This window comes from Streptomyces sp. NK15101 (assembly GCF_020400725.1).
In the GTDB taxonomy this organism is placed as follows: Bacteria; Actinomycetota; Actinomycetes; order Streptomycetales; family Streptomycetaceae; genus Streptomyces.
Window position 1 is genome coordinate 1 of sequence record NZ_JAINVG010000107.1, and the last position, 22,155, is coordinate 22,155.

The window sequence follows — 22,155 nt, forward strand, 5'->3', positions numbered from 1 at the left end:
CGCGCCGGCCCGCCGCACCGCCCGGGGGGCGCCCGGCGGTCGTCACCGCCCCCCACGGCCGGGCAGGAACTCCTGCATCTTCGCCTTCAGGCCCTGCTTGACCAGATGGGCCCGCCCGCCGTCGGCCCGGGCGAGCGAGGCCAGCGTGTCCTCGATCTGGTCCCAGGTCGAGTGCGGCGGGATCGGCGGCACGTCGGGGTCGGTACGGAAGTCCAGGACGGTCGGCCCGTCCGCCGAGAGCGCCGCCCGCCAGGCGCTCTCGACGCCGTCGGGCCCGGTGACCCGGATGCCCTCCATGCCGAGCGAGCGCGCGAAGGCCGCGTACTGCACGTCGGGGATCGACTGGGAGGCCTCGAAGGGGGGAGAGCCGCCCATGGCCCGCATCTCCCAGCTCACCTGGTTGAGGTCGTGGTTGTTCCAGACGGCCACGACGAACCGGGGATCGGCCCACCCGTCCGCGTACTTCGCCACGGTGACCAGTTCGGCGAGGCCGTTCATCTGCATCGCGCCGTCGCCCACCAGGGCGATCACGGGACGGTCCGGATGGGCGAACTTGGCGCCGACCGCGTACGGCACCGCGCTGCCCATGGAGGCGAGCGTGCCCGACAGCGAGCCGCGCATCCGTCCCCGCATCCGCACGTGCCGGGCGTACCAGTTCGCCGCCGAGCCGGCGTCCGCGGTGATCATCGCGTCCTCCGGCAGCAGGGCGTCGAGGGCATGGGCGACGAGCTCGGGGTTGACGGGATCGGCGGCCACCTCCGCCCGGCGCCGCATCACGGTCCGCCAGCGCCGCACCCCGGCCATGACCGACTCCTGCCACTCCCGGTCCTCCTTCCGGGACAGCAGCGGCAGCAGGGAGCGGAGCGTGGCCGCCGCGTCGCCGACGAGGTTCACCTCGTACGGGTAGCGCAGCCCCACCATGTGCGGGTCGATGTCGATCTGCACGGCCCTCGCCTGCCCGTACGGCGGCAGGAACTCGGAGTACGGGAAGTTGGAGCCGATCGTCAGCAGCGTGTCGCACTCCCGCATCAGCTCGTACGAGGGACGGGTGCCGAGCAGCCCGATCGACCCCGTCACGTACGGCAGTTCGTCGCTCAGCGCGTCCAGTCCGAGCAGCGCCTTCGCCACGCCGGCGCCGAGCCGCTCGGCCGTCTCCACGACCTCGGCGCGGGCCCCGGCGGCGCCCTGGCCGACGAGCAGGGCCACCCGCTCGCCCGCGTCGAGGATCTCCGCCGCGCGCCGCAGCGACTCCTCGTCGGGCACCGGCGTCCAGCCGCTCACGTCGAGGCTGGACGGCACCATCTTGTGGGCGTGCGTCGGCGGACTGTACTCCAGCTCCTGGACGTCGGCCGGAATGATCACCGCGGTGGGCGCCCGGCGGGCGAGGGCGGTGCGGATCGCCCGGTCCAGCACGTTCGGCAGCTGCTCCGGCACGGTGACCGTCTCCAGGTAGTCGGAGGCGACGTCCTTGAAGAGGCTGTGCAGGTCGACCTCCTGCTGGTACGAGCCGCCCATGGCGCTGCGGTCGGTCTGGCCGACGAGCGCCACCACCGGCACGTGGTCCAGCTTGGCGTCGTACAGCCCGTTGAGCAGGTGGACCGCGCCCGGTCCGGAGGTGGCGACGCACACGCCGAGCCGCCCGGAGAACTTCGCGTAGCCGACGGCCTCGAAGGCCGCCATCTCCTCGTGCCGGGCCTGGACGAACCGCGGCTCGTCGCCGGCCCGCCCCCAGGCGGCGAGGAGTCCGTTGATCCCGTCGCCGGGATAGCCGAAGGCGTGGGTGACGCCCCATTCCCGCAGTCGTTCCAGGATCCGGTCCGACACCTGCGGCCCGCTCATGGCATGCCTCCTTCGTACGCGTCCTGTCCGTCGGTCCGTGGCGGCATCGCGAGGGACGGGGCCCCGCACGCCTTAGGCGTGCCCGGCCCCGTCCTCGTTCTCCTGGTCGGGCGGCGGTCCCTTCTCGAACCGCGCCGCATCGCGGCGCAGGCGCCGGCCCGCTTCGCCGACTTCCTTCCGGATCCTGGTCGCCACCTCGTCCATCGACTCCTCGGGCGGTACCTGGGAGCGGTCGGGTTCGTCGTCCTCGCGATGCTGCTTCGCCACGTGACGGCGGCTGCCCCGGATCCCGTCGCCCATTCTCCGGACGACCGGCCGATTCGGGCCGCGCGAGGGCCGGACGGTCAGCCGTCCCCGCCCTCCGCCGCGTCCTCGTCCTGGAGGAGGCCGTCCTTGAGTTCGCCGAGGATGCGGGTGAGCAGACGCGAGACGTGCATCTGGGAGAGGCCGATCCGGTGGCCTATCTCCGCCTGGGTGAGCTCCTCGCCGAAGCGGAGCTCCAGGATGCGCCGGTCGCGGTCGTCGAGCCGGGCGAGCAGCGGCCGCAGCGCCGTCAGCGACTCGATCAGCTCGTACGAGGGTTCCGAGCTGGCCAGGTGGCGGGCGCCCGCGCCGGGCGCGGCGTCCTCGTCGCCGGCGGGGAGGTCCAGGGACCGGGCCGCGTAGCCGTGGGCCGCGAGCTGGCCCTCGGAGACCTCCTCCTCCGTGAGGTGCAGCTCCGCGGCCAGTTCCGCCCGGGTCGGGCGGCGTCCGAGGCGCTGCTCCAGGGCGTCGGCCGCCTTCGCGAGGTCGATCCGCAGCTCCTGGAGCCGGCGGGGGACCCGTACGGCCCAGCTGGTGTCCCGGAAGAACCGCTTCATCTCGCCGACGATGGTGGGAAGCGCGAAGGCGGAGAAGTCGACGGTGCGGTCGGGATCGAAGCGGTCGATGGCCTTGATCAGGCCGATCGTGCCGACCTGGACGATGTCCTCGACGGGCTCGGCGCGGTTCCGGAACCTCCGGGCGGCGAACTTGACGAGGCTGAGGTTGAGCTCGACCAGGGTGTTGCGGACGTACGCGTACTCCGGTGTCCCCTCCTCCAGGGCCCGGAGCCGGGAGAACAGCGCGACGGACAGGGTCCGGGCGTCGTCCGTGGAGACGGCGGTCGGACGGGCGGGCTCGGGGAGCCCGTCGAGCGCCGTCCGGCGGGTGGCGGCCCCCGTGGTGTCGGGGCCCGGGCCGGGGCCTGCGGTGAGCATGGTGTCGGAGCGTTCTCCGGCGGTGGACATGAGGGCTCCTTCGACGGGGGCGATGGGCCTGCGCCGCGGCGGGAAGCGCGGCGGCGGGGTCCGTCGGTCGAGCGTCCTGAGGAAAGGATGCCCGCATTGGGGCGGTTTGACACGGATTGCCTGGGAACCCGTAGAGAACACGGCGCGCCCACGTCGGCGCGCAGGGACCGGGAGGAGGTGTCCGTGATGGACGAGGCCCGGCTCTCGGCGCACGAGCGGCGCGTTCTGGCGGAGATCGAGGAGCAGCTGAACCGGGACGCGTCGCTCGCGCGTCGCCTGCGCACGATGCGGCGGACCCCCCGGCTGCCCGTGCCCTCGCTCGCCCGGGCCCGCCGGCACCTGCCCTCCCTCGGCGTCCTGGCGCTCGGCGTCATGGCCCTCACCCTGCTCGTCCTCGCGGTCGACACCGAGGCGCCGGCGCTCATCTGGGCGTTCGCCGCCGTGTGGGCGCTGACCCTGGTCACGGCGCTGTTCCTGGCCGTCCGCCGGGTGAGGCGGCGGGCGGTGGAACCGCGGACGGACAAGTGAGGCGGCGGCCCCGTCCGGAACCCCGGAACCGGCGGGGCCCGCCCGGAACCGCAGACCGCCGCCCCGGAGGGTCCGGGGCGGCGGTGGCGCGATCTCGGGGTCGCGGGTCCGCTCACCAGCGGTACCAGCGGCCGCTGCCGCTCCTCATCACGAAGCCGAGCACCCACACCACGAGCAGGGCGATGGCTATCCACCAGAGCACGTCGAGAGCGAATCCCGCGCCGAACAGCACCAGAATCACGAGGAGAACGAGAAGAAGGGGAACCATGGCTGCACCTCCGCCGCCTGCGGGGCCCGGCCGGTAGGTCTCGGCACGGGAACTTCGGTCACAGCGCGGTTGCCCCCATCCCCGGAGAACATGCGGGCGATATGTCAGGTTTGAGGCGGCCGGTGCGGGTGAGGCGCAGAGGTGGCGGGGGGACAGAGACGCCGGAGAGGAAGCACATCGTGTCGTCCGACCGAAAAGCCGACGGAAAGCTCGACGGAAAGAACGTCCTCGTCCTCACGACGAACTACGGGACGGAACAGGACGAGCTGCAGAAGCCCGTGGCCGCCCTGCGGGAGAACGGTGCCCGTGTCACCGTCGCCGCGCAGAAGGACGAGCCCGTCCGGACCCTCGTCTCCGACCGGGATCCCGGCGCCGTCGTCCGGCCGGACACGACCCTGGCGGAGGCGACGGCGGACGGGTTCGACGTCGTGATCGTGCCCGGCGGCACCCTCAACGCCGACCGGCTGCGGACCGACGACGAGGCGCGGCGCCTCGTCTCCGCCTTCGCCGAGGCCGGCAAGCCCGTGGCCTCGATCTGCCACGGCCCGTGGCTCCTCGTGGACAGCGGCCTGGCCCGGGACCGCGAGCTGACCTCGTATCCGTCCCTCCGCCCCGACCTGGAGAACGCGGGCGGGACCTGGCTGGACCGGGAGGTCGTGGTCGACACCTCGGCGGGCCACACCCTGATCACCTCCCGCCGGCCGGACGACCTCGACGCCTTCGCCGCGGCGATCGTCGACGCCCTCCACGGTGGTGGGAAGGCGGCCTGACGGGAGCGGAAGGGCCAGGGAGCCGTACGAGCCGGTGGGGAGGAGCCGTACGAGAAGACCCGGGCCGTGGGCGCGCGGCCCTGCCAGGGCCCCGGCGGATCCCCTTCCCGCCGGGGCCCGTCCCCGCCGTCACGGCGGGGGCGCCCCCACAGCACGCGCCCGTCCGCGGTTGACGGCACGGGGGCCGGGCAGCCGCGCCCCGAGACAGCACGACGAGCCAGCGACACGACAGGTGACGGCCATGACCACCGCACGAGACATCATGACCCCGGACGCGACCTGTGTCCGTTCGTCCGAGACCCTCGTCGACGCCGCACGGAAGATGGCCGACCTCGACGTCGGGGCGCTGCCCATCTGCGGCCCCGACGAGAAGCTGAAGGGCATGCTCACCGACCGCGACATCGTCGTGAAGTGCGTCGCCCAGGGCAAGGACCCGCAGCAGTGCACCGCCGGCGAGTTCGCCCAGGACGAGATCGTCACCGTCCGCGCCGACGACAGCGCCGAGCAGGTGATGAGCGTCATGAGCGAGCACCGGATCCGGCGGGTCCCCGTCATCGACGAGCACGTCCTGGTCGGCATCGTCGCCCAGGCCGACGTCGCCCGCGCGATGCCCGACCCGCAGGTGGGCGACCTCGTCGGGACGGTCTCCGAGGACTCCTGAGCCCGGAAGGCCGGCCCGGCCCCACGGGGGCGTCCCGCCGCGCACCACGGGGCGCCCCGCCGCCCACGGCGGCCCGCCCCCGTGGCGCGCACGGCGCCCGGGGCACCCCCGGTCACGCGCCGTCACGGCGCGGCAGCACGTCCATCAGTTCCAGCAGGTACAGGAAGGCCTCCGCCATAGGCGAGCCCGCCGTGTCCTCGCGCACCAGTTCCCAGTCGATCCGCTCGCGCAGCCCCCGGGCCACCGGCAGCAGCGGGCCGAAGTCGCAGTGGTGATCGGAGAGCGCGAGGAGACGGCAGACCATGAGGTCCGTCGGCGCCAGCACCGGCATGTGCACCGAGTCCACCGGCAGCGTCTGGGCACGGGCGAGGAGCTCCGGTGTGACCGGCCGCCCGGCGAGCGAGAAGATCAGGTCGATCTCCTCGCCGCCCGCGCGGGCCTTGACGAGCCAGTCCTCGGGCGGGTCGACGATCCGCACGCCGCGCTTCCGCAGGGACTCCGTCACGCTCTCGGCGTCCTCGCGCAGGATCGCGAAGTCCGTGTCGTGCTGGAGCCGCACGGGGATGCCGTGCGCGTACGCGGCGACGCTGCCGACCAGGGCGAACGGGCGGCCGGAGGCCTTCAGCACGGCCCCGACCTCCTTCGTCGTCTCCAGGATCGCCTGCGTGTGGTCGGGCGGCAGGTCGGGGGAGGGCGCGCGGGACGCGTGTGCGGGCGCCGGCGCGCCGTGCGGCGAGCCGTTCCGGGAGGATGCCGTTCCGCCCGCCTCCGGGTGTGCGGGCGGGCCTTCCATGAGGTTCATGGCCTGCTCCTCTTCTCGCAGCCGACGGCGATGGCCCTTGCGGAGGGGACCAGCGTCTACCCACCCCCGGGGACCCCATCCGCACAGGGTTGCCCGCCACCGGACCGGGCAGGCGCCTCGCACCCCCCGACGAGAGGACACCGATGACACCCGCCCGCCGTGCCCGGCACGCCCCTCGCCCCGCTCCCCGCCCCCGGCGCGCGGGCCTCGCTCTGGGGACCTTCGTCGAAGGCCTGGTCGTCATCCACGAGCGACGGCGCGTACGGCCGCCGATGGCCGGCCGGACCGTGGTCGTCACCGGCGCGAGCGCCGGGGTCGGCCGAGCCGTCGCCCGTGCCTTCGGCGCACAGGGCGCGAGCGTCGCGCTGCTCGCCCGTGGCCGCCGCGGTCTGGACGCCGCGGCCGCCGAGGTCGAGCGGGCCGGCGGGCGGGCCCTCGTGGTGCCGGTGGACATGGCCCTGCCCAACCGGGTGGAAGAGGCCGCCGAACGCGTCGAGAAGGTCCTCGGCCCCATCGACGTCTGGGTGAACTCCGCCTTCACCTCGGTCTTCGCCCGCTTCCCCGACGTCACCCCCGACGAGTACGCGCGGGTCACCTCCGTGACGTACCTCGGCTGCGTCAACGGCACGCGCGCCGCGCTCCGGCGCATGCGCCCGCGTGACGCCGGGGTCGTCGTGCAGGTCGGCTCCGCGCTCGGCGAGGCCTCCGTGCCCCTCCAGGCGGCCTACTGCGGCGCCAAACACGCCATCAACGGCTTCACCGCCACCGTCCGGATGGAGCTCCGGCACGAGCGCAGCGGCGCGGCCGTCACCGTCGTCCAGCTGCCCGCCGTCAACACCCCGCAGTTCTCCTGGGTCCTGTCCCGCCTGCCGCGCCGCCCGCGCCCCGTGCCGCCGGTCTACCAGCCGGAGGTGGCGGCCCGCGCCGTGGTGCACGCCGCCCGGCACCCGCGCCGCGCGGAGTACCGGGTGGGGGCCGCGACGGCCGCGACCGTCCTCGCCCACCGGCTCGCCCCCGCCCTCCTGGACCGCTACCTCGCCCGTACCGGATACGACGCCCAGCAGACCGACGAGCGGGCGCGGCCGGCGGCACCGCACAACCTGTGGGAGCCCCTCGACGGCCCCGACGGCCGGGACTACGGCGCCGAGGGCTCCTTCGGCCAGGAGGCCGCGGGCCGGTCGCCGTACACGGTGACGGCGCGGCACCCCCTCCTGCTGTCGGCGGCCGCCGGGGCGGCGCTGGTCACGGCCCGTGCGCTGCGCACCCGGGCGGCACGGACCTGAGGCCGACGGGCCGGCCGGGCCGGGGGAGGCGCCCCGCGGTCCCGTCCGCGGCCGTCGCCGGACCGCCCCCGGCCGCCGCCGGCGCGGTGTGGAAGTCGAGCAGCGCCGGCCGGTCCGCCGCGAGGGCCGTCCGCCAGGCGTCCGCCACCTCCTCCGGGGCGGACACCTCGACGCCGTACAGGCCGAGGGAGCGCGCGAGGCCGACGCGGTCCGCTCCGGGCGACGGCCGGCCGGACGGACCGGGGTCCCGGCTGTCCCAGACCGCGACCACCAGGCGCGGATCGGTCCACTCGTCCGCGTACCGTGCCGCCGTCGCCAGCTCGGCGAGGCCGCCCGTCCGCAGGGCGCCGCCGCCCACCAGCGCGATCGCCGGACGGCCGGGGTGGGCGAACTTGGCGCCGACCGCGTACGGGACCGCGCCGCCCGGCCCGGCGGACGGTGCCGAGAGGGCGCCCCGCATGTCCTGGCGCAGCCTCAGGTGCCCGGCGTACCAGGCGGCGACGGGGCCGGCGTCGCAGGTGATCATCGTGTCCTCGGGGAGCAGCGGATCGAGCGCCCGTGCCACGTACTCGGGGTTCACCGGATCCGCGTCCAGGGCGGCACGCCGCGCCAGCGCCGCGCGCCAGGCCCGGACGCCCGCCGCGACCCTCTCCTGCCACGGGTGTTCCGCCCGGGGCGTCAGCAGGGGGAGGAGCCGGCGCAGCGTGGCGGCGGCGTCGCCGACGAGACTGATCTCGTACGGGTAGCGCGGCGCCACGGGGTCGGGACCGCTGTCGACGAGCACCGCCCGGGCCTGCCCGTACGGCGGGAGGAACGCCGCGTGCGGCAGGCGGGAGCCGACGGCCAGGAGCGTGTCGCAGTCCCGGACCAGTTCGGCGGAGGGGCCGGTGCCGAGGGGGCCGATCGCCCCCGTGACGTACGGCAGTTCGTCGCTGAGCGCGTCCAGGCCGGGCAGCGCCTTCGCCACCCCGGCGCCGAGCCGCTCCGCCACCTCCTGGACCTCGCGGGCGGCCCCCGCCGCGCCCAGGCCGACCAGGATCGCCACGCGTTCGCCCGCGTCCAGGAGCGCGGCGGCCCCTTCCAGCGAGCGCTCGTCGGGCACCGGCGCCGGGGCGCTCGCGTCGAGGCTCGACGGCCTCGTGCCAGGCGCGTGCCCGGGAGGCGGGCACGTCTGTTCCAGCAGGTCCGCCGGAATGACGAGCGCGGTCGGCGCGCGCCGGGCGTACGCCGCGCGCACGGCCCGGTCGAGGGCGTCCGGCAACTCCTCGGGCACGGCGACGGTCTCCAGGGAGGCCGCCGCCACGGCCTCCAGGAGGGCCCGCGGATCCTCCGGCGCGGGGCGCGGACCGGCCGACGGAGCACGCGGTCCCGGGCCCCGCCCGAGGGAGGCCGGGCCCCGCCCGGGAGAAGCCGGGCCCTGCCCGGGGGGAGCCGGTCCCCGCCCGCGAAGGTCCTGGACCTGTCTCCGGGCGCCCGGGTCCCGTTCCCGCGCGCCCGGGTCCCGCTCCCGCGCGCCCGGGTCCCGCTCCCGCGCGTCCGGGTCCCGCCCGGCCGGGACCGCCGTCGTCCGGAGGCCGTCCGTGCCGAGGAGGGCGAGCACCGGCACCCCGTCGGGTCGCGCGTCGTACAGGCCGCGGAGGAGCCGGACGGCACCCGGCGCGGACGCGGCGGCGCAGACGCCGACGTGGCCGGAGAACGTGGCGTAGCCGACGGCCTCCGAGGCCGCCGTCTCCTCGTGGCGCGCCCCCACGAGACACGGGTCGTCGTCCGCCCGCGCCCACGCCGGCACCGGGCCGTCCGGCTCGGGACGGCCGAAGACGTGGCACACCCCCCAGGCACGCAGCCCGTCGAGGAGCACGTCCCCGACGGTCGCGCACATCCTCACGGCCCGCTCCCGGACGGCTCCGGCAGGGGCGCGCGGAGGGCGCTCTCGCCCCGCAGCCAGGCGTCCAGCACCCGGCCGCCGAGCCGGTCCTCCAGGAAGGAGGTCGCGGCGATGCCGAAGGCGACGTCGTCGGCGAGGTCCGGCTCGTCGTCGAGGAGACCGCCGACGACCTCGTGGCGGACGACCTGCTCGTGGACGGCGTCGGCCTCCACGTGCTCCTCGTAGTACAGCTCCGCCGCCGGTCCGGCGCCGGTCCTGCGCAGCGCCGCGGCGATGCGGGAGGCGGCGGGCGGCGACGTCGTCTCCACGACGGCGAAGTGCCCCACGAGCGCCCCGCGCAGCCTCCGGTGCAGACCGAACATCGACATCAGGTTCGATACCGCGAGGACCTCGGCACCGGCCGCGTCCACGTGGCGCCCGTACGAGGGGTCGAGGCCCAGATCGGCCATGAGCTCCGCGTAGAGCCGGGAGTGCATGCGCTCGGGCCGCCCGCAGCCGTACTCGTCGTACTCGACGGCCACCATCGCCGCCTTGGCGCGGCCGCGCAGCCGGGGGATCACCCACAGGTGCGGATCGGCCTCCCGTAGCTGGTGCACGGAGCGCAGCGCGACGTACTCGCGCAGGTGCCACGGCTCGCCCGAGGACGCCAGGAAGTGGGAGACGCCCGTGCCGTCGACCGGCTCCAGGAGGAGGGCGGCCAGCGCCTCGTCGACGCCCGCGCGGTGGCGGCAGTCGTGGCGCAGCGCGCTCTCGAAGCGGTGCTCCATCAGGGCCCGGACCCTGAGCAGACCGGGGTCCCACTCCAGGGTGTCGGGGATGCCCGCGAAGCCCCGGTAATGGAGCTCGTAGCAGAGGTGGAGGGCGAGCTGGAGGTCCTCCCCGTACGGCGAGGAGCGCGCGATGTCCGCCGCCAGGGGCAGGTGGCCGCCGCCCAGCAGCCGGCTCCGGACCAGGTGGGAGATCTCGCCGCGGGCCTCGGGCGCCTCGGGCGCCGCCGCGACGGCCGCCGGGAGCAGCGTCATGACGCCTCAGCCTCCCCGGCCGGGCCCCGCGCCGGGCGGGGGGCGCCCCGGGCCGCCTTCGGCGCGCCGGTGCGGCTGCGGAGGCGGGGGCGGTGGCTCGTGTCGCAGAACGGCGCCCGCAGGCTCCGCCGGCAGGTGCACAGGGCCATGACGGGCCGATCGCAGCGGATCACCGATCCGTCCGGCATGACGATCTCCGCGGGCCCCTCCACGAGCAGCGGACCCTCGGGGAGCGGACGGAACCGGGGCGGGGACGTGCGGGGCCGGGCGCTCCCCGGGCCCTCCGGTCCGTCGTCCTCCGGGATCCTCACCCTCGGGGCGCCCTCGTTCGGGGAAGCAGACATCACACACACCACCCATCAGTTCGGACTGCGTCGGTACCGCGCGACTGCCCGGCCCGCGGCTTTCGAATCACGGCCGGCACGCGCGGATCACGACGAGCTGCTCCGTACGGGTGCCCGGCGGGACCAGGCCCCGGGCCGCGAACCAGTCGGCCCGGGCCGACATCACCGGACCGAACGGCTCGGTGCGCCGCTCGACGACACGGGCCCGCAGCCCGCCGCGGCCGAGCGCGTCGAGCGTGGCGGCGACCCCCGAGAGCGAGGACTGGACGAGCAGCAGCACCCCGGAAGGCGTCAGGAGGCGGGGCGCCCGCGCGCAGACCCGGTCCAGGAGCAGCCTGCCGTCGGACCCGGCGTCCCAGCTCCGGCGGGCGCCGCGCGCGGGCGGCCGCGCGTCCTCGCTCGGCACGTACGGCGGGTTCACGGTGACGAGGTCGAAGCGTTCTCGCCCCACCGGCCCGTCCAGGTCGCCGCGCAGCGCCCGGATCCGGCAGCCGTGCAGCAGGGCGTTCAGCCGGGAGGTGGCGATCGCGGTGCGCGAGATGTCGACGGCGGTGGCCCGCGCGCCCCGCAGGGCGGCGGCGACCGCGACGACGCCCGTGCCCGTGCACAGGTCGAGCGAGCGGAGCCCGGGCCGCAGTTCCTCGCGCCGCACCTGCGCCACCAGGAGCCCGGTGTCCGCCTGAGGCGCGTACACGCCGGGGAGCCGGCACACCCGGAGGCCGGCCGGCCGCTGTCCGGCGGGATCGGAGCGGCCTACGGAGACGGGGAAACCCATGGGATCAGCTCCTCACCGTGGCGGCGGCCAGCGCGTCGACCACCGCGCTGAAGCGGCCGTGCCGGCGGAAGACGTCGCGCTGACGGGCGGCGCCGCCGCCGTCCGCGCGGATCCGTTCCCACTGCTCGCCCACCCAGTCGGTGTCGCCGGTGGCGTCGAGCCCCGGCCGGGCGAGGTCGATCAGCGCGTCGAGGAGCCTCGTGGCGGGGCGCTCCCGGCCGTCGACCGGGTCTATACCGGTGCCCGTGATGCCCTGCGAGGCGGCGAGCCGGTGGGCCCTGAGCAGGATCGGGCCGGGGACCACGGGCGCGGGGACGCCGGCGTCGACGCGGGGCAGCAGGGTGGCGGCGAGCCCGCGGACCAGGATCGCGAGCAGCACCACGGTGTCGAGGTCCGCGTTGGCGTCGGCGACCCGGATCTCCAGGGTCGGCACGTGCTCCGAGGGCCGGGCGTGCCAGTACACCATGCGGTTGTCGAGGAGCGTGCCGTCCCTGACCAGGCGGGCGACGTGGGCGAGGTACTGGGGCTCGTCGAGGACCGGGGTCGGGCCGACGGTCGGCCACCTCGCGTGCTCGACGGCGCGCCAGCTCTGGTAGCCGGTGTCGTGCCGGCCCGCGTAGGGCGAGTTCCCCGCCAGCGCCTGGAGCACGGGCAGCCACGGCCGCATGTGCTGGGCGAGCGCGAGGGCTCGCTCGCGGTCGAGCGTGCCGATGTGGACGTGGCAGCCGCAGACGAGCCCGTCGTCGCGCGCGACGCCGTCCGCGCGGGTGACCAGGGAGGCGAAGCGGCGGGCCATCAGCCGGTACCGCTCGGTGTCGGTCACCGTCAGCGGCTCCTCGGGCGGCAGTACGGGGGTGCCGCAGGCGACCGGCATGCAGTACACGTCCCGCGCGGCCGCGCCCACCCTCGTGCGCATCCAGGAGAGTTCGTCGCGCAGGTCCCGGCGGCTCGCCGTGGCCCGGGTGCAGATCTCGACCTGCGCGTTGAAGAACTCGGTCTGCAGCTGCTCGCCGAGCTCCGGGCGCGCCCGCCGGATGACCTCCGGCGCCCGGTTGACCGGGGCCCGTGTCGCCCGGTCGACCAGCACGAACTCTTCCTCGACACCCATCGTCAGGATCTTCATCTCGGGCTCCTCCTCGCCTCGGCGCGCGACTACCCGCCCCCGGGCCCGGCATGCCGCCGCCCCCGTCCGCGACCGCCTGCCCGTGCGCCGCCGTCCCGGTGCGCGGCGGTTTCCGCACGCGGCCGTTTCCGTGCGGCGCCCGGCGGGCACACGCCCGCGCGTCAGCGGCACGCGCCGGCACCGGCCGGGCGGGTCCGCCGGCGGGAGGTGCGCCATGGCCGGTACCGGCGACCGGGGGACCGCCCCGGAGGAGTACGACGCCACGCCCTATCTGCCGAGCCGCGGCGGACTCCCGGCCCACCGCGAGGCGGCGGCGGAGTGCCGGGGCTGCCCCCTCCACCGCGACGCGACCGGGACCGTCTTCGGCCGGGGCGCCCCGGGCGCACGGCTGATGCTGGTCGGCGAGCAGCCCGGCGACCAGGAGGACCGCGAGGGCGTCCCCTTCGTGGGACCCGCCGGACGGCTGCTCCACCGCGCCCTGGCGGAGGCGGGGATCGACGAGGAGGACCTGTACGTCACCAACGCGGTCAAACACTTCAAGTTCACCCGCGACGAGGCCCGGGGGCGCCGCATCCACAAGACGCCCAGCGTGCGCGAGACCCTCGCCTGCCGGCCCTGGCTCATGGCCGAACTCCGGCTCGTCTCGCCCGAGCTGATCGTCGTCCTGGGGGCCACCGCGGGGCGGGCCCTGCTCGGGCCCTCCTTCCGGGTCGGCACCGACCGGGGCGTGCCGAGACCGCTGCCCGACGCCGGGGACGGCACCCGGGTCCTCGCGACCGTGCACCCCTCGGCCGTCCTGCGCGCGCCGAACCGCCAGGAGATGTACGAGGGGCTCGTCGCCGACCTCCGTACCGCCGCGGACGCCCTGTGAACGCACCCGCGCCGGGCCCGCGGCACCGTCCGCCCGGGCCCGGCTGATTCGGCTCCGCGGCAGCGGGCAGTCGCGGAGTGAGGGGTACGACCGGAAGGAGGCGGACCCCATGAGAGGGAACGCCGAGGGCGGAAGGGCCACGCGGGGCCGAGGACTCAGCGACGAGGAGTTCCGGTCGCTGATGAAAGAGGCGCACGCCGAGGCGCGGCGCCGCTTCCTGGGCCGGCCGCCCCGGGCGGAGCCCGACTTCGCCCTCCGTACCCAGCACGCCGAGTTCGGGGCCGCCGCCCACTGACGGCGGTTCCGGTGCCCGGATCCCGCAATGCCGTGAAGGAGGCCGCAGCATGAGCAAGGTCGAGCAGACGATCGATGTGGACGTTCCGCTGCGGAACGTGTACGACCAGTGGACGCAGTTCGAGGAGTTCCCGCGCTTCATGGAGGGCGTCGAGGACGTCCGGCAGATCGACGACCGGCACTGCCACTGGCAGACCAAGATCGCCGGTGTCCGGCGGGAGTTCGACACCGAGATCGTCGACCAGCTCCCGGACCAGCGCATCGCCTGGCGCACCATGGGAGGCGACGTGCGGCAGATGGGCGTCGTCAGCTTCCAGCCGCTGGACGAGGCGCACACCCGGGTGCGGCTCGCGATGGACGTGGAGCCCGAGGGCATGGCGGAGAAGGCCGCCGACATGATGGGGGTGCTCGACCGCCGGGTCAAGGGCGACCTCAAGCGGTTCAAGGGCTTCATCGAGGAACACGGGGACGCGACCGGCGGCTGGCGCGGCCGGATCCGCCCCGAGGACGCCGGCACCCCGCCGACGACGGGCGAGGGATCCATGGGCATGGACCGGCCCACGGGGACGGACACGTCCATGGGGACCGACACGTCCATGGGGACGGACCGGCCGATGGGGACGGGCCCGTCCGCGGGTACCGACCCGTTGATGCAGGACCGGTCCATGGGTGACCGGTCGATGGGAACGGCCCCGTCCATGGAGACCGACCCGTTGATGCGGGACCGGTCCATGGGTGACCGGTCGATGGGAACGGCCCCGTCCATGGAGACCGATCCGCTGATGCGGGACCGGTCCATGGGTGACCGGTCCATGGGAACCGACCCCTCCATGGGGTCCGCCGAGAAGGGGCAGAAGGGACCCGACGCGATGAAGGAGCCGCCCGGGCCGGTGGAGACGCCCGGACGGACACGCCCGGACCGGGAGACGGAGTCCTGGTCGCTGCCGCCGGACGACGAGTCCGACAAGCGCTGACAGCCCCTCCCGCACCGCGGCGGAAAGGGCCGGCTCCCCGGAGCCGGCCCTTTCCCGTTTCGGACCCCGTGGTCGCGGCAAGTCGCCGGACATGATGCGTATCGGGTACACGATGATGACCGAGCAGGCAGGCCCCCGTGAGCTGGTCGGGCACGTGGTCGAGGCGGAGCGGGCCGGATTCGGGTTCTCCGTGATCTCGGACCACTTCTTCCCCTGGCTGCCCGCGCAGGGACACGCCCCCTACGCGTGGAGCGTGCTGGGCGCGGCGGCGCAGGCGACCTCCGACATCCCGCTCATGACCCTGGTGACCTGCCCGACCTTCCGCTACCACCCCGCGGTGATCGCGCAGAAGGCCGCCACCCTGCAACTCCTGTCCGGGGGCCGCTTCCGGCTCGGCCTCGGCTCGGGCGAGAACCTCAACGAACACGTCGTCGGCGGGGGCTGGCCCTCGGCGCGCGTACGCCTGGAGATGCTGGACGAGGCGGTGGAGATCATCCGCGCCCTGTTCACCGGGGAGTACGTGACCCGGCACGGCCGCCACTTCCAGGTCGACGACGCCAGACTCTGGGACGTCCCGCCCACCCCGCCGCCCCTCGGCATCGCCGTCTCCGGGCCGCGGTCCTGCGCGCTCGCCGGACGCCACGCCGACCTGGTGGTCGCCACCGAGCCGAAACGGGAACTCCTGGACGCCTTCGACGCCCAGGGCGGCGCGGGAAAGCCCCGCCTCGGACAGCTGCCCGTCTGCTACGACCCCGACCGCGACGCGGCCATCGCCCGCGCCCACGAACAGTTCCGCTGGATGCTGGGAGGCTGGCGCCTCAACGCCGAACTCCCCCTGCCGGCGGGCTTCGAACAGGCCTCCCAGCACGTCCGCCCGGAGGACGTCGCGAAGAGCATCCCCTGCGGGGACGACGTGGACGCCGTCCTGGAGGCTGCCCGCCCCTATGCCGAGGCCGGGTTCACCGAGCTCGCCCTCGTCCAGATCGGCGGCGACCACCAACTGCCCTTCATCCGCTGGGCGGAGTCGACGCTGCTGCCCGCCCTCCGCGACCTGTAGGGAGCAGACATGGACCGCGCCGCGCTCTTCGACGTCGACGGAACCCTCGTGGACACCAACCACCTGCACGTCGTGGCCTGGTGGGAGGCGTTCCGGCAGGGCGGCCACCGGGTGCCGACGCACGCCGTGCACCGTGCGATCGGACTGCCCGGGGAGCAGCTCATCGACCACCTGCTGGGCGACTCCCGCGACCCGTCGGACGACGACCGGCTCAGCACCGCCCACGACACCCTCTACGCGACCTCCTTCGAACGGCTCCAGGCCTTCGACAGGGCGGGCGACCTGCTCCGCACCCTCGCGGACGACGGATGGAAGGTCGTCCTCGTGACCTCGGCCAAGGACCGGGAACTGACCGCCCTGCGCCGCGCCGTCGACGCCGACGAGGCCCTCACGGACACCGCCACCGCCGACGACGTCGAGGAGGGCAAGCCCGCCCCCGACCCGCTCGAACACGCCCTCTCGCTCGTCGGCGTCCCCGCCGACCGGGCCGTCTTCGTCGGCGACAGCGTCTGGGACATGGAGGCCGCCCGCCGCGCCGGCATGGTGAGCGCCGGTCTGCTGTGCGGCGGCATCCCCCGCGCCGACCTCACCGAGGCGGGCGCCGCCGCCGTGTACGCCGACCCGGCCGACCTCCTCGCCCACCTCGACACCAGCCCCTTCACGACCGTCCCGGCCGACGGCGCCCCCTCGGGCACCGGCGAGCCGTAGGGAGATGAACACCATGACCGGACCGAGCAACGCGGACCCGGACCCCCGCCGCACCCCGGGCGTCGAGGCCGGCGGGGGAGTCCCCGCGGGCGAGACGCCACCGGCCGAGTCCGGTACGGGGACGGGCACCGGTCCCTACCGGCCGCCCCGGCGCGGCTGGGCGACCGGCCCGCTCCTCGTCGTGTGGCTGCTCGTCATCGCGTGCGCCCTGTTCTTCCTCGTGTACGCGATCGTCCTCGCGTCCCGCTGAGCCCGCGCCGGAGCGCCCGGCACGACTCACCCCACACGACCCGCCCCATACGACCCACCCCGCACGAGCCATCCGAAAGGAACCCTCCATGGCCCGCAACGAGCCCGACCCGCAGGCGGCCCGCGGCGACGACGTGTACCAGCCCACCCACTCCGACGCGGGCAACCGCCCCAGCGGCGAACTCGACCCCGAGAACGCGATCGACACGGACCCGCTCGACGACCCGGCCGCCCCCGGCTACTCCCCTCCGGACCGCCCCGGGGGCGTCGACCGGTACGGCACCACCCAGCGGGAGCAGCGGGAGGGCGAGCCGCTCGACGAACGGCTGGCCCAGGAGGTGCCCGAGGCACGGCCGCCCGCCGCCGACGGCGCCGTACCCGCCGAGGAGGCCGCCGTCCGCGTGGAGACCGAAACGGAGAGGACACGAGGAGAAAGCCGATGAACGAGCGTACGAACGAGCCCGTGGACGCGCGCCTGAGCGAGGAGGAGCTGAGGGAGCACCCCGCCGACGACCCGGTGCACCCGCCGTCGGAGCGGCCCGGCGGTGGCCGTTCCCGTCCCGAGCGGGGGCGGCAGGACACGGACGACGTGCGGGGACAGACCACCCCCTCCCAGGCGGAGGGCGAGCGCCTCCCGGACGACGACGGGGCGTGACCGCCCCGGCCGCCCGCCGGTCCGCACCGCGCCGTTTGCCCGGCGGGGCGATGGGCAGCCGCCGCAGAGGAGCCCGTACGACCCACACCCTGGAGATGTACTCATGAACACTCCCGACCGTGGCAGCAACAAGTCCGGCCCCCGCCTCGACGACGAGCGCAAGAAGGAGGTCGAGGGCCAGGTCAGGTCCGGCCGCCCCACCCGCGTGGAGGAGTGGCACGACCCCGAGCCGCCCGTCGACGAGCCCGAACAGGGCCAGGAACGGAGCAGCGACCGCTGACCGCCTTCCGTGACCGCCTCCCACCCCCTTGGGGACACCATGGACCTCGACTTCCTCAAACCACTCCTGGAACGCCCCGGCCCCTGGGCCTCCGTCTTCGTCGAGACGAGCCGGGACACCGAGGACGCGGCGCAGATCCAGAAGCTGCGTGACCGCGCCGTCGCACGGCAGCTCGTCGACGAGGGTGCGGATCCGGCCACCGTCCGCGCCGTCGCCGAACGGCTCCGCGCCGAGCCGGCCTCCGGCGCGCCCCCGGGACGCGCCCTCTTCGCCACGGCCGGGGAGATCGTGCTCGACCTCCCCCTGACGACGGCGCCGCCCGACGTCGAGGCGATGTGGTCGAACCTCCCGCACATCGCCCCGCTGCTGTACCTGCGGAGCGACGAACCGGTCTGCCAGGTGGCCCTCATCGACCGCACCGGCGCCGACCTCGAACTGCGCGGCCCCCTCGGCATGGAGGACACGGGCCGCGCCGAGGGGAAGACGTGGCAGGGCCGCGGCCACCGCAGCCTCCCCGCCGACCGGTACGAATGGCACTACAACAACAAGGTCGAGAACGCCTGGGAGGAGACGGCCGACATCATCGCCGCCGAGCTCGTCCGGCGCTGCCCGCAGGACGGCGGGACCCTCCTGGTCCTCGCGGGGGACGCCCGCGAACGGAAGGCGGTGAGGGACCGGCTCCCGCAGCAGCTGCGGAGCCACACCGTCGAGGTCGAGCACGGCAGCCGGGCACCCGGTGCCTCCACCGAGGCCCTCGACCGCGAGATCGAGGAGGCCCGCGCGCGGTACGCGCGGGAACGCGTCCGCAGCGCCCTCGACGACTTCCGCAGGGGACGGGGACGACCCGGGGAGCACCGAGAGGGGACCGTGGACGCCGGCCCCGGCCCGGCCGCCGAAGGCGTCCCCGCCGTGCTGGAGGCCGTACGCGAGCACCGGGTCGCCACCCTGCTGCTCGGGCTCGACGCCGCCGACGCGGGCCGTCCGGTCTGGGTCGGTCCCGGCCCGTACGACATCGCCCTGGGCCGTACCGAGGCCAAGAACTGGGGGTTCGGCCGGCCGAAGGAGGCCCGCGCCGACGACGCGCTGCTGCGCGCCTGCGTCGCCGCGGACTCCGAGGTCCTCGTGGTCCCCGAGGAGACGAGGGGACCGGCCGGCGGCCTCGGCGCGGTCCTGCGCTGGAGCACCTGACCCGCCCCGGTGGAACAGGCGGCGCCGCCCCCGACGGCAGAGCGGGCGGCGCCGCCCCCACACGACTGCCGAGCGCCGCCCCCACCGACCTGGGCGAGCGACGGCCGGCACGTCCTGGGTGAGCGTCGCCCCTGCACGTCCTGGGTGAGTTCGCCCCGCACGATTGGGTGAGCGTCGTCCCGCGCGTCCCGGCCACCTCCGCTGCCCCTCCCCGCGTTCCGGGCGAGCCCCGCCGCCCCGCATCGCGGCCGCCCCGTCCCCCCCGTACGACCCGCCCGCGAAGTGCCCTCAGCTCACCAGGCGCAGGACCGCCCGCTCCACCGCGCCCCGTGTGGCCGGGTGGCCGAAGCCGCCGTCCTCGCCGAGTCGTCCCAGTGCCGGGGCGATGGTGACGCCCTCCTCGAAACGCTCGACGACGACCGGGTCGATGTACGAGGCGCGGCAGACCGCCGGCGTGTTGCCGAGATAGCCGCTGACCTCATGGACCGCCCGCCGCTCAGCCTTCACCCGCGCCGCGCGCGAGCCGTCCGCCACCGGTGCCGAGACGGCGAGCGCGACGGCGGCGAGGACCGTGGCGTGCCAGGTCCGGAAGTCCTTGGCGGTGATGTCGCTCCCCGAGTGCTTCCGCAGGTACGCGTTGAGGTCCTCCGCGCGGACCTCGTGCCACGCCCGCCCCTCCCAGTACGCGAACAGCCGGTCTCCCCCGCCCCGCCGCCGCAGCAGCGCGTGCACGACCTCGTACGCCGGCTCGTCCACGAGGGCCCGGGTCTGCCGGCGGCCCGACTTCGCCGGATAGCCGAGACAGACCTCCCCGCCCGCGCAGCGCGCGTGCTCGCGGAGCAGGGTCGTGAGTCCGTACGAGGAGTTGTCCCGCAGGTACCGCTCGCCCCCGATCCGGAAGAAGCCCAGGTCGAGGAGGCGCACCGCGCAGGCCAGCACCCGCTCCCGGCACAGGCCGCGCCGCTCCAGGTCGCGCGCGACGGCCCGGCGCAGCCGGGGGAGGCTGCGGGCGACCTGGCGCACGTGCGCGTGCTTCGCCTCCTCCTGCCGGCGCCGGAACTCCTGGTGGTACAGGTACTGCCGACGGCCCGCCGCGTCCGTGCCGACGGCCTGGATGTGCCCGTTCGGCCAGGGGCAGACCCAGACGTCCCGCCAGGCCGGGGGGACGACGAGCGCGACGACCCTGGCCCGGTCCTCCGGGCCCAGGGGCGTGCCGTCGGCGTCCAGGTAGCGGAAACCCCGGCCGTGGCGGACCCGCCGCCAGCCCGGCCGGTCCGGATCGCTCGTCCTGAGCCGCATCCCTCCACTGTGCCGCCGTACGGTTCCGCGTGCCCCCCCGGCGGCCGGCCGAGCGGCCGACTGCGTGCCCCGGCCCCGGGTAGTCGCCCCACGGGCCGGCTGCCGAGAGGAGCCATCATGTCCGCGAGCTCGTACTGGATGGAGTCGGCGCCGCCCGCCGCCCTCCGACCGCCCCCGGAGGGCGACCTCGCCGCCGACGTGGTCGTGGTGGGAGCCGGTGTCGCCGGACTGTGCACCGCCCACGAGCTGGCCCGCGCCGGGCGCGGGGTCGTGGTCCTCGAAGCGGACCGGATCGCGGCCGGGGTCACCGGCCACACCACCGGCAAGCTGACCTCCCTGCACGGCCTGTGCTACGAGCGTCTGCGCGCGGGCCGGGGAGAGGCGGCGGCCGCGGCGTACGCCGAGGCCCAGGAGGACGCCCTGCGGCAGGTGCTGCGCTTCTGCGGGGAGCGGGGCGTCGACGCGGAGATCGAGCACCGGCCGGCGTACACGTACACCCTCGACGGCGCGCGCGCCGGGACGATCCGGGCGGAGGCGACGGCCGCCGCGGCGGCGGGTCTGCGGGCCACGGCGGTGACCGGGACCGATCTGCCGTACCCGGTCGCCGCGGCCGTCCGGGTCGAGGAGCAGGTGCAGTTCCACCCCCGTCGCTTCCTGCTGGCCCTGGCGGACGACCTGGTCGCGCTCGGCGGCCGCGTCCACGAGGGCACCCGGGTCACCGGCCTGCGGGAGGGCGCCGACTGCCGCCTCGCCCTGGAGGGCGGCGGCACGGTCCGCGCCCGGGACGTCGTCCTCGCCACCCACTTCCCGCTGCGCTGCCACCCCACCCTCCTCGTACGGCTCTCCGTCCGCCGCGAGCTGGTCGTCGCGGCCCCCGTGGAGGAACGCCACGCGCCGTACGGCATGTACCTGACCGCCGACCACGGCATCCGGTCGGTGCGGACGGCCCCGCTGGGCGAGGGGCGGCGGCTGCTGATCGTCGCGGGCGAACCGTTCGTCCCCGGGGCCGGGGGAGTGAACGGCCGGTACGAGCGCCTGGTGGCCTGGGCGCGCGCCCGGCTGCCGGGCTTCGCCGACGCGCCGACCGTCCACCGGTGGGCGGCCCAGGACGTCCACACCACCGACGGGCTGCCGTGCGTCGGCCACGAACACCCCGACACCCAGCACGTGTACGTCGCCACCGGCTTCGGCGGCTGGGGCCTCAGCAACGGCGTCGCCGCGGGCCGCCTGCTCGGCGCGCACCTGACGGGAGACGCCCGGCCGCCCTGGACGGAGCTCTTCGACCCGTGCCGCCGGCTGCCCGCCCGGGAACTCCCCGGGATCGTCCGCCGGCAGGCCACCGTGGCCCGCCGCTTCGCGCGCGGCCTGCGGACCGGGCGGCGATGCACGCACATGGGCTGCGAACTCGGCTTCGACGAGGCCGAGCAGACCTGGGAGTGCCCCTGCCACGGCTCGCGCTTCGCCTCCGACGGCACCGTCCTCCAGGGCCCGGCCACCCGCCCCCTGAAAGGCTGACCCCCTACACCCACGCGCGCGTGCGGCGGCTGCCCGCCCGTACGCGCGCGTGCCGCCACTCGGCCGTACGCGCGCGTGCCCCCGCTCCGACGGGGGTACCGGACGGGGCATGATCCGACTGATCGAGGACCTGACGGAGGACCGCACCGCCGCCCTGCTGCTCCAGGGGTACGCCTGGCTGCCCGACGCGCGCCGCCGGGCGGGGAACGGCGACGTCGTCCGGACCCGGCTGCTGGGCCGGACCGCCGTCGCCCTGCACGGGCCCGACGCGGTGCGCTTCTTCTACGACGAGAGCCACGTGCGCCGCGCCGGCGCCCTGCCGGGGCCGGTGCTCGACACGCTCTTCGGCCGGGGCGCCGTCCACACCCTGGACGGCGCCGACCACCGCACCCGCAAGGCGCTCTTCGTCGCCCGGCTGACCGATCCGGCGGCCGTCGCCTCCCTCGCCGAGCACGCCGGGGCCGCCTGGCGGGCGGCGTTCGCCGCGGGCGTCGAGG

General features: G+C 75.6%; 25 protein-coding genes and 2 pseudogenes. 16 read left to right on the forward strand and 11 right to left on the reverse strand.

Annotated features, from left to right (window positions below):
• Window positions 1–42 precede the first annotated feature (42 nt).
• From K7G60_RS34310 to K7G60_RS34320, 3 genes are all read right to left on the reverse strand, one after another.
• A complete protein-coding gene (locus K7G60_RS34310) occupies window positions 43–1,839 on the reverse strand; it encodes a thiamine pyrophosphate-requiring protein (protein ID WP_225804874.1) in 1,797 nt (598 codons plus the stop codon).
• A 72-nt stretch (window positions 1,840–1,911) separates the two neighbouring features.
• The gene (locus K7G60_RS34315) at window positions 1,912–2,106 is read right to left on the reverse strand and encodes a hypothetical protein (protein ID WP_225804875.1); all 195 of its coding nucleotides are present in this window, start codon (window positions 2,104–2,106) and stop codon (window positions 1,912–1,914) included.
• 77 nt (window positions 2,107–2,183) lie between these two features.
• On the reverse strand, window positions 2,184–3,107 hold the full coding sequence (locus tag K7G60_RS34320) for a SigB/SigF/SigG family RNA polymerase sigma factor (RefSeq protein ID WP_225804876.1): 924 nt from the start codon (window positions 3,105–3,107) through the stop codon (window positions 2,184–2,186).
• A gap of 186 nt (window positions 3,108–3,293) precedes the next feature.
• Here K7G60_RS34320 and K7G60_RS34325 point away from each other — a divergent pair, with 186 nt between their 5' ends.
• Window positions 3,294–3,635 (forward strand): DUF3040 domain-containing protein, encoded by a 342-nt coding sequence (locus K7G60_RS34325; RefSeq protein WP_225804895.1) that lies wholly within the window; start codon window positions 3,294–3,296, stop codon window positions 3,633–3,635.
• Between the two features lie 112 nt (window positions 3,636–3,747).
• On the opposite strand, the gene K7G60_RS34330 is transcribed toward K7G60_RS34325, so the two are convergent.
• Window positions 3,748–3,903, reverse strand: a complete 156-nt coding sequence (locus K7G60_RS34330; protein WP_225804877.1) for a hydrophobic protein — start codon at window positions 3,901–3,903, stop codon at window positions 3,748–3,750.
• 179 nt (window positions 3,904–4,082) lie between these two features.
• Here K7G60_RS34330 and K7G60_RS34335 point away from each other — a divergent pair, with 179 nt between their 5' ends.
• Together K7G60_RS34335 and K7G60_RS34340 are read left to right on the forward strand one after the other, a co-directional pair.
• Window positions 4,083–4,673: a type 1 glutamine amidotransferase domain-containing protein gene (locus tag K7G60_RS34335; RefSeq protein WP_225804878.1), complete on the forward strand. Its 591-nt coding sequence runs from the start codon at window positions 4,083–4,085 to the stop codon at window positions 4,671–4,673.
• 241 nt (window positions 4,674–4,914) lie between these two features.
• Complete coding sequence (locus K7G60_RS34340; RefSeq protein WP_225804879.1) at window positions 4,915–5,334, forward strand: CBS domain-containing protein; 420 nt, start codon at window positions 4,915–4,917, stop codon at window positions 5,332–5,334.
• Between the two features lie 112 nt (window positions 5,335–5,446).
• Here the strand turns inward: K7G60_RS34340 and K7G60_RS34345 are convergent, their stop codons facing one another.
• Window positions 5,447–6,136 (reverse strand): nucleotidyltransferase family protein, encoded by a 690-nt coding sequence (locus K7G60_RS34345; RefSeq protein WP_225804880.1) that lies wholly within the window; start codon window positions 6,134–6,136, stop codon window positions 5,447–5,449.
• A gap of 272 nt (window positions 6,137–6,408) precedes the next feature.
• Here K7G60_RS34345 and K7G60_RS34350 point away from each other — a divergent pair, with 272 nt between their 5' ends.
• Window positions 6,409–7,419 (forward strand): SDR family oxidoreductase, encoded by a 1,011-nt coding sequence (locus K7G60_RS34350; RefSeq protein ID WP_225804896.1) that lies wholly within the window; start codon window positions 6,409–6,411, stop codon window positions 7,417–7,419.
• On the opposite strand, the gene K7G60_RS34355 is transcribed toward K7G60_RS34350, so the two are convergent.
• From K7G60_RS34355 to K7G60_RS34375, 5 genes are all read right to left on the reverse strand, one after another.
• Window positions 7,379–9,298: a thiamine pyrophosphate-binding protein gene (locus K7G60_RS34355; RefSeq protein ID WP_225804897.1), complete on the reverse strand. Its 1,920-nt coding sequence runs from the start codon at window positions 9,296–9,298 to the stop codon at window positions 7,379–7,381. The two genes, K7G60_RS34350 and K7G60_RS34355, sit on opposite strands and share 41 nt — an antisense overlap.
• Window positions 9,299–9,300: 2 nt before the next feature.
• A complete protein-coding gene (locus K7G60_RS34360) occupies window positions 9,301–10,326 on the reverse strand; it encodes an iron-containing redox enzyme family protein (protein WP_225804881.1) in 1,026 nt (341 codons plus the stop codon).
• The gene (locus K7G60_RS39585) at window positions 10,323–10,670 is read right to left on the reverse strand and encodes a CDGSH iron-sulfur domain-containing protein (protein ID WP_374115727.1); all 348 of its coding nucleotides are present in this window, start codon (window positions 10,668–10,670) and stop codon (window positions 10,323–10,325) included. The genes K7G60_RS34360 and K7G60_RS39585 overlap by 4 nt, the downstream gene beginning before the upstream one ends.
• A 67-nt stretch (window positions 10,671–10,737) precedes the next feature.
• Window positions 10,738–11,445: a HemK2/MTQ2 family protein methyltransferase gene (locus tag K7G60_RS34370; RefSeq protein ID WP_225804882.1), complete on the reverse strand. Its 708-nt coding sequence runs from the start codon at window positions 11,443–11,445 to the stop codon at window positions 10,738–10,740.
• A gap of 4 nt (window positions 11,446–11,449) precedes the next feature.
• Window positions 11,450–12,568 (reverse strand): glutamate--cysteine ligase, encoded by a 1,119-nt coding sequence (locus K7G60_RS34375; protein ID WP_225804883.1) that lies wholly within the window; start codon window positions 12,566–12,568, stop codon window positions 11,450–11,452.
• 214 nt (window positions 12,569–12,782) lie between these two features.
• Between K7G60_RS34375 and K7G60_RS34380 the strand changes: the two genes are divergently transcribed.
• From K7G60_RS34380 to K7G60_RS34425, 10 genes and pseudogenes are all read left to right on the forward strand, one after another.
• The gene (locus K7G60_RS34380; protein WP_225804884.1) at window positions 12,783–13,439 is read left to right on the forward strand and encodes a UdgX family uracil-DNA binding protein; all 657 of its coding nucleotides are present in this window, start codon (window positions 12,783–12,785) and stop codon (window positions 13,437–13,439) included.
• Between the two features lie 109 nt (window positions 13,440–13,548).
• The gene (locus K7G60_RS34385; RefSeq protein ID WP_225804885.1) at window positions 13,549–13,734 is read left to right on the forward strand and encodes a hypothetical protein; all 186 of its coding nucleotides are present in this window, start codon (window positions 13,549–13,551) and stop codon (window positions 13,732–13,734) included.
• Between the two features lie 49 nt (window positions 13,735–13,783).
• A pseudogene (locus K7G60_RS34390) lies at window positions 13,784–14,254 on the forward strand (SRPBCC family protein); the annotation flags it as partial.
• Window positions 14,255–14,798: 544 nt separating this feature from the next.
• Window positions 14,799–15,764 carry an LLM class F420-dependent oxidoreductase gene (locus K7G60_RS34395; protein WP_225804886.1) on the forward strand — a complete coding sequence of 322 codons (966 nt, stop codon included), beginning with the start codon at window positions 14,799–14,801 and terminating at the stop codon, window positions 15,762–15,764.
• Between the two features lie 9 nt (window positions 15,765–15,773).
• Complete coding sequence (locus K7G60_RS34400) at window positions 15,774–16,472, forward strand: HAD family hydrolase (RefSeq protein ID WP_225804887.1); 699 nt, start codon at window positions 15,774–15,776, stop codon at window positions 16,470–16,472.
• Window positions 16,473–16,485: 13 nt separating this feature from the next.
• A complete protein-coding gene (locus K7G60_RS34405; protein ID WP_225804888.1) occupies window positions 16,486–16,722 on the forward strand; it encodes a DUF6480 family protein in 237 nt (78 codons plus the stop codon).
• A gap of 88 nt (window positions 16,723–16,810) precedes the next feature.
• Window positions 16,811–17,164, forward strand: coding sequence for a hypothetical protein (locus tag K7G60_RS34410; protein WP_225804889.1), 354 nt, complete (start codon window positions 16,811–16,813; stop codon window positions 17,162–17,164).
• Window positions 17,161–17,376 (forward strand): hypothetical protein, encoded by a 216-nt coding sequence (locus K7G60_RS34415; protein WP_225804890.1) that lies wholly within the window; start codon window positions 17,161–17,163, stop codon window positions 17,374–17,376. Before K7G60_RS34410 ends, K7G60_RS34415 begins: the two co-directional genes overlap by 4 nt.
• 103 nt (window positions 17,377–17,479) lie before the next feature.
• Window positions 17,480–17,656, forward strand: a complete 177-nt coding sequence (locus tag K7G60_RS34420) for a hypothetical protein (RefSeq protein WP_225804891.1) — start codon at window positions 17,480–17,482, stop codon at window positions 17,654–17,656.
• Between the two features lie 39 nt (window positions 17,657–17,695).
• Complete coding sequence (locus tag K7G60_RS34425) at window positions 17,696–18,844, forward strand: hypothetical protein (RefSeq protein WP_225804892.1); 1,149 nt, start codon at window positions 17,696–17,698, stop codon at window positions 18,842–18,844.
• A gap of 288 nt (window positions 18,845–19,132) precedes the next feature.
• Here the strand turns inward: K7G60_RS34425 and K7G60_RS34430 are convergent, their stop codons facing one another.
• Window positions 19,133–20,143 carry a DNA topoisomerase IB gene (locus K7G60_RS34430; RefSeq protein ID WP_225804893.1) on the reverse strand — a complete coding sequence of 337 codons (1,011 nt, stop codon included), beginning with the start codon at window positions 20,141–20,143 and terminating at the stop codon, window positions 19,133–19,135.
• A 117-nt stretch (window positions 20,144–20,260) separates the two neighbouring features.
• Between K7G60_RS34430 and K7G60_RS34435 the strand changes: the two genes are divergently transcribed.
• Both K7G60_RS34435 and K7G60_RS34440 read left to right on the forward strand, forming a co-directional pair.
• Window positions 20,261–21,658 carry an FAD-dependent oxidoreductase gene (locus K7G60_RS34435; RefSeq protein ID WP_225804894.1) on the forward strand — a complete coding sequence of 466 codons (1,398 nt, stop codon included), beginning with the start codon at window positions 20,261–20,263 and terminating at the stop codon, window positions 21,656–21,658.
• A gap of 109 nt (window positions 21,659–21,767) precedes the next feature.
• Window positions 21,768–22,155, forward strand: a pseudogene (locus K7G60_RS34440) (cytochrome P450); the annotation flags it as partial.

Bases quoted from the DNA above. Each gene is read 5' to 3' on its own strand.
- K7G60_RS34340 (WP_225804879.1), top strand. From the start codon at position 4,915: ATGACCACCGCACGAGACATCATGACCCCGGACGCGACCTGTGTCCGT.
- K7G60_RS34310 (WP_225804874.1), bottom strand. From the start codon at position 1,839: ATGAGCGGGCCGCAGGTGTCGGACCGGATCCTGGAACGACTGCGGGAA.
- K7G60_RS34395 (WP_225804886.1), top strand. From the start codon at position 14,799: ATGATGCGTATCGGGTACACGATGATGACCGAGCAGGCAGGCCCCCGT.
- K7G60_RS34330 (WP_225804877.1), bottom strand. From the start codon at position 3,903: ATGGTTCCCCTTCTTCTCGTTCTCCTCGTGATTCTGGTGCTGTTCGGC.
- K7G60_RS34360 (WP_225804881.1), bottom strand. From the start codon at position 10,326: ATGACGCTGCTCCCGGCGGCCGTCGCGGCGGCGCCCGAGGCGCCCGAG.
- K7G60_RS34355 (WP_225804897.1), bottom strand. From the start codon at position 9,298: ATGTGCGCGACCGTCGGGGACGTGCTCCTCGACGGGCTGCGTGCCTGG.
- K7G60_RS34320 (WP_225804876.1), bottom strand. From the start codon at position 3,107: ATGTCCACCGCCGGAGAACGCTCCGACACCATGCTCACCGCAGGCCCC.
- K7G60_RS34345 (WP_225804880.1), bottom strand. From the start codon at position 6,136: ATGAACCTCATGGAAGGCCCGCCCGCACACCCGGAGGCGGGCGGAACG.
- K7G60_RS34435 (WP_225804894.1), top strand. From the start codon at position 20,261: ATGTCCGCGAGCTCGTACTGGATGGAGTCGGCGCCGCCCGCCGCCCTC.
- K7G60_RS34325 (WP_225804895.1), top strand. From the start codon at position 3,294: ATGGACGAGGCCCGGCTCTCGGCGCACGAGCGGCGCGTTCTGGCGGAG.
- K7G60_RS34410 (WP_225804889.1), top strand. From the start codon at position 16,811: ATGGCCCGCAACGAGCCCGACCCGCAGGCGGCCCGCGGCGACGACGTG.
- K7G60_RS39585 (WP_374115727.1), bottom strand. From the start codon at position 10,670: ATGTCTGCTTCCCCGAACGAGGGCGCCCCGAGGGTGAGGATCCCGGAG.
- K7G60_RS34425 (WP_225804892.1), top strand. From the start codon at position 17,696: ATGGACCTCGACTTCCTCAAACCACTCCTGGAACGCCCCGGCCCCTGG.
- K7G60_RS34420 (WP_225804891.1), top strand. From the start codon at position 17,480: ATGAACACTCCCGACCGTGGCAGCAACAAGTCCGGCCCCCGCCTCGAC.
- K7G60_RS34400 (WP_225804887.1), top strand. From the start codon at position 15,774: ATGGACCGCGCCGCGCTCTTCGACGTCGACGGAACCCTCGTGGACACC.
- K7G60_RS34375 (WP_225804883.1), bottom strand. From the start codon at position 12,568: ATGAAGATCCTGACGATGGGTGTCGAGGAAGAGTTCGTGCTGGTCGAC.
- K7G60_RS34405 (WP_225804888.1), top strand. From the start codon at position 16,486: ATGACCGGACCGAGCAACGCGGACCCGGACCCCCGCCGCACCCCGGGC.
- K7G60_RS34430 (WP_225804893.1), bottom strand. From the start codon at position 20,143: ATGCGGCTCAGGACGAGCGATCCGGACCGGCCGGGCTGGCGGCGGGTC.
- K7G60_RS34415 (WP_225804890.1), top strand. From the start codon at position 17,161: ATGAACGAGCGTACGAACGAGCCCGTGGACGCGCGCCTGAGCGAGGAG.
- K7G60_RS34380 (WP_225804884.1), top strand. From the start codon at position 12,783: ATGGCCGGTACCGGCGACCGGGGGACCGCCCCGGAGGAGTACGACGCC.
- K7G60_RS34350 (WP_225804896.1), top strand. From the start codon at position 6,409: ATGGCCGGCCGGACCGTGGTCGTCACCGGCGCGAGCGCCGGGGTCGGC.
- K7G60_RS34385 (WP_225804885.1), top strand. From the start codon at position 13,549: ATGAGAGGGAACGCCGAGGGCGGAAGGGCCACGCGGGGCCGAGGACTC.
- K7G60_RS34370 (WP_225804882.1), bottom strand. From the start codon at position 11,445: ATGGGTTTCCCCGTCTCCGTAGGCCGCTCCGATCCCGCCGGACAGCGG.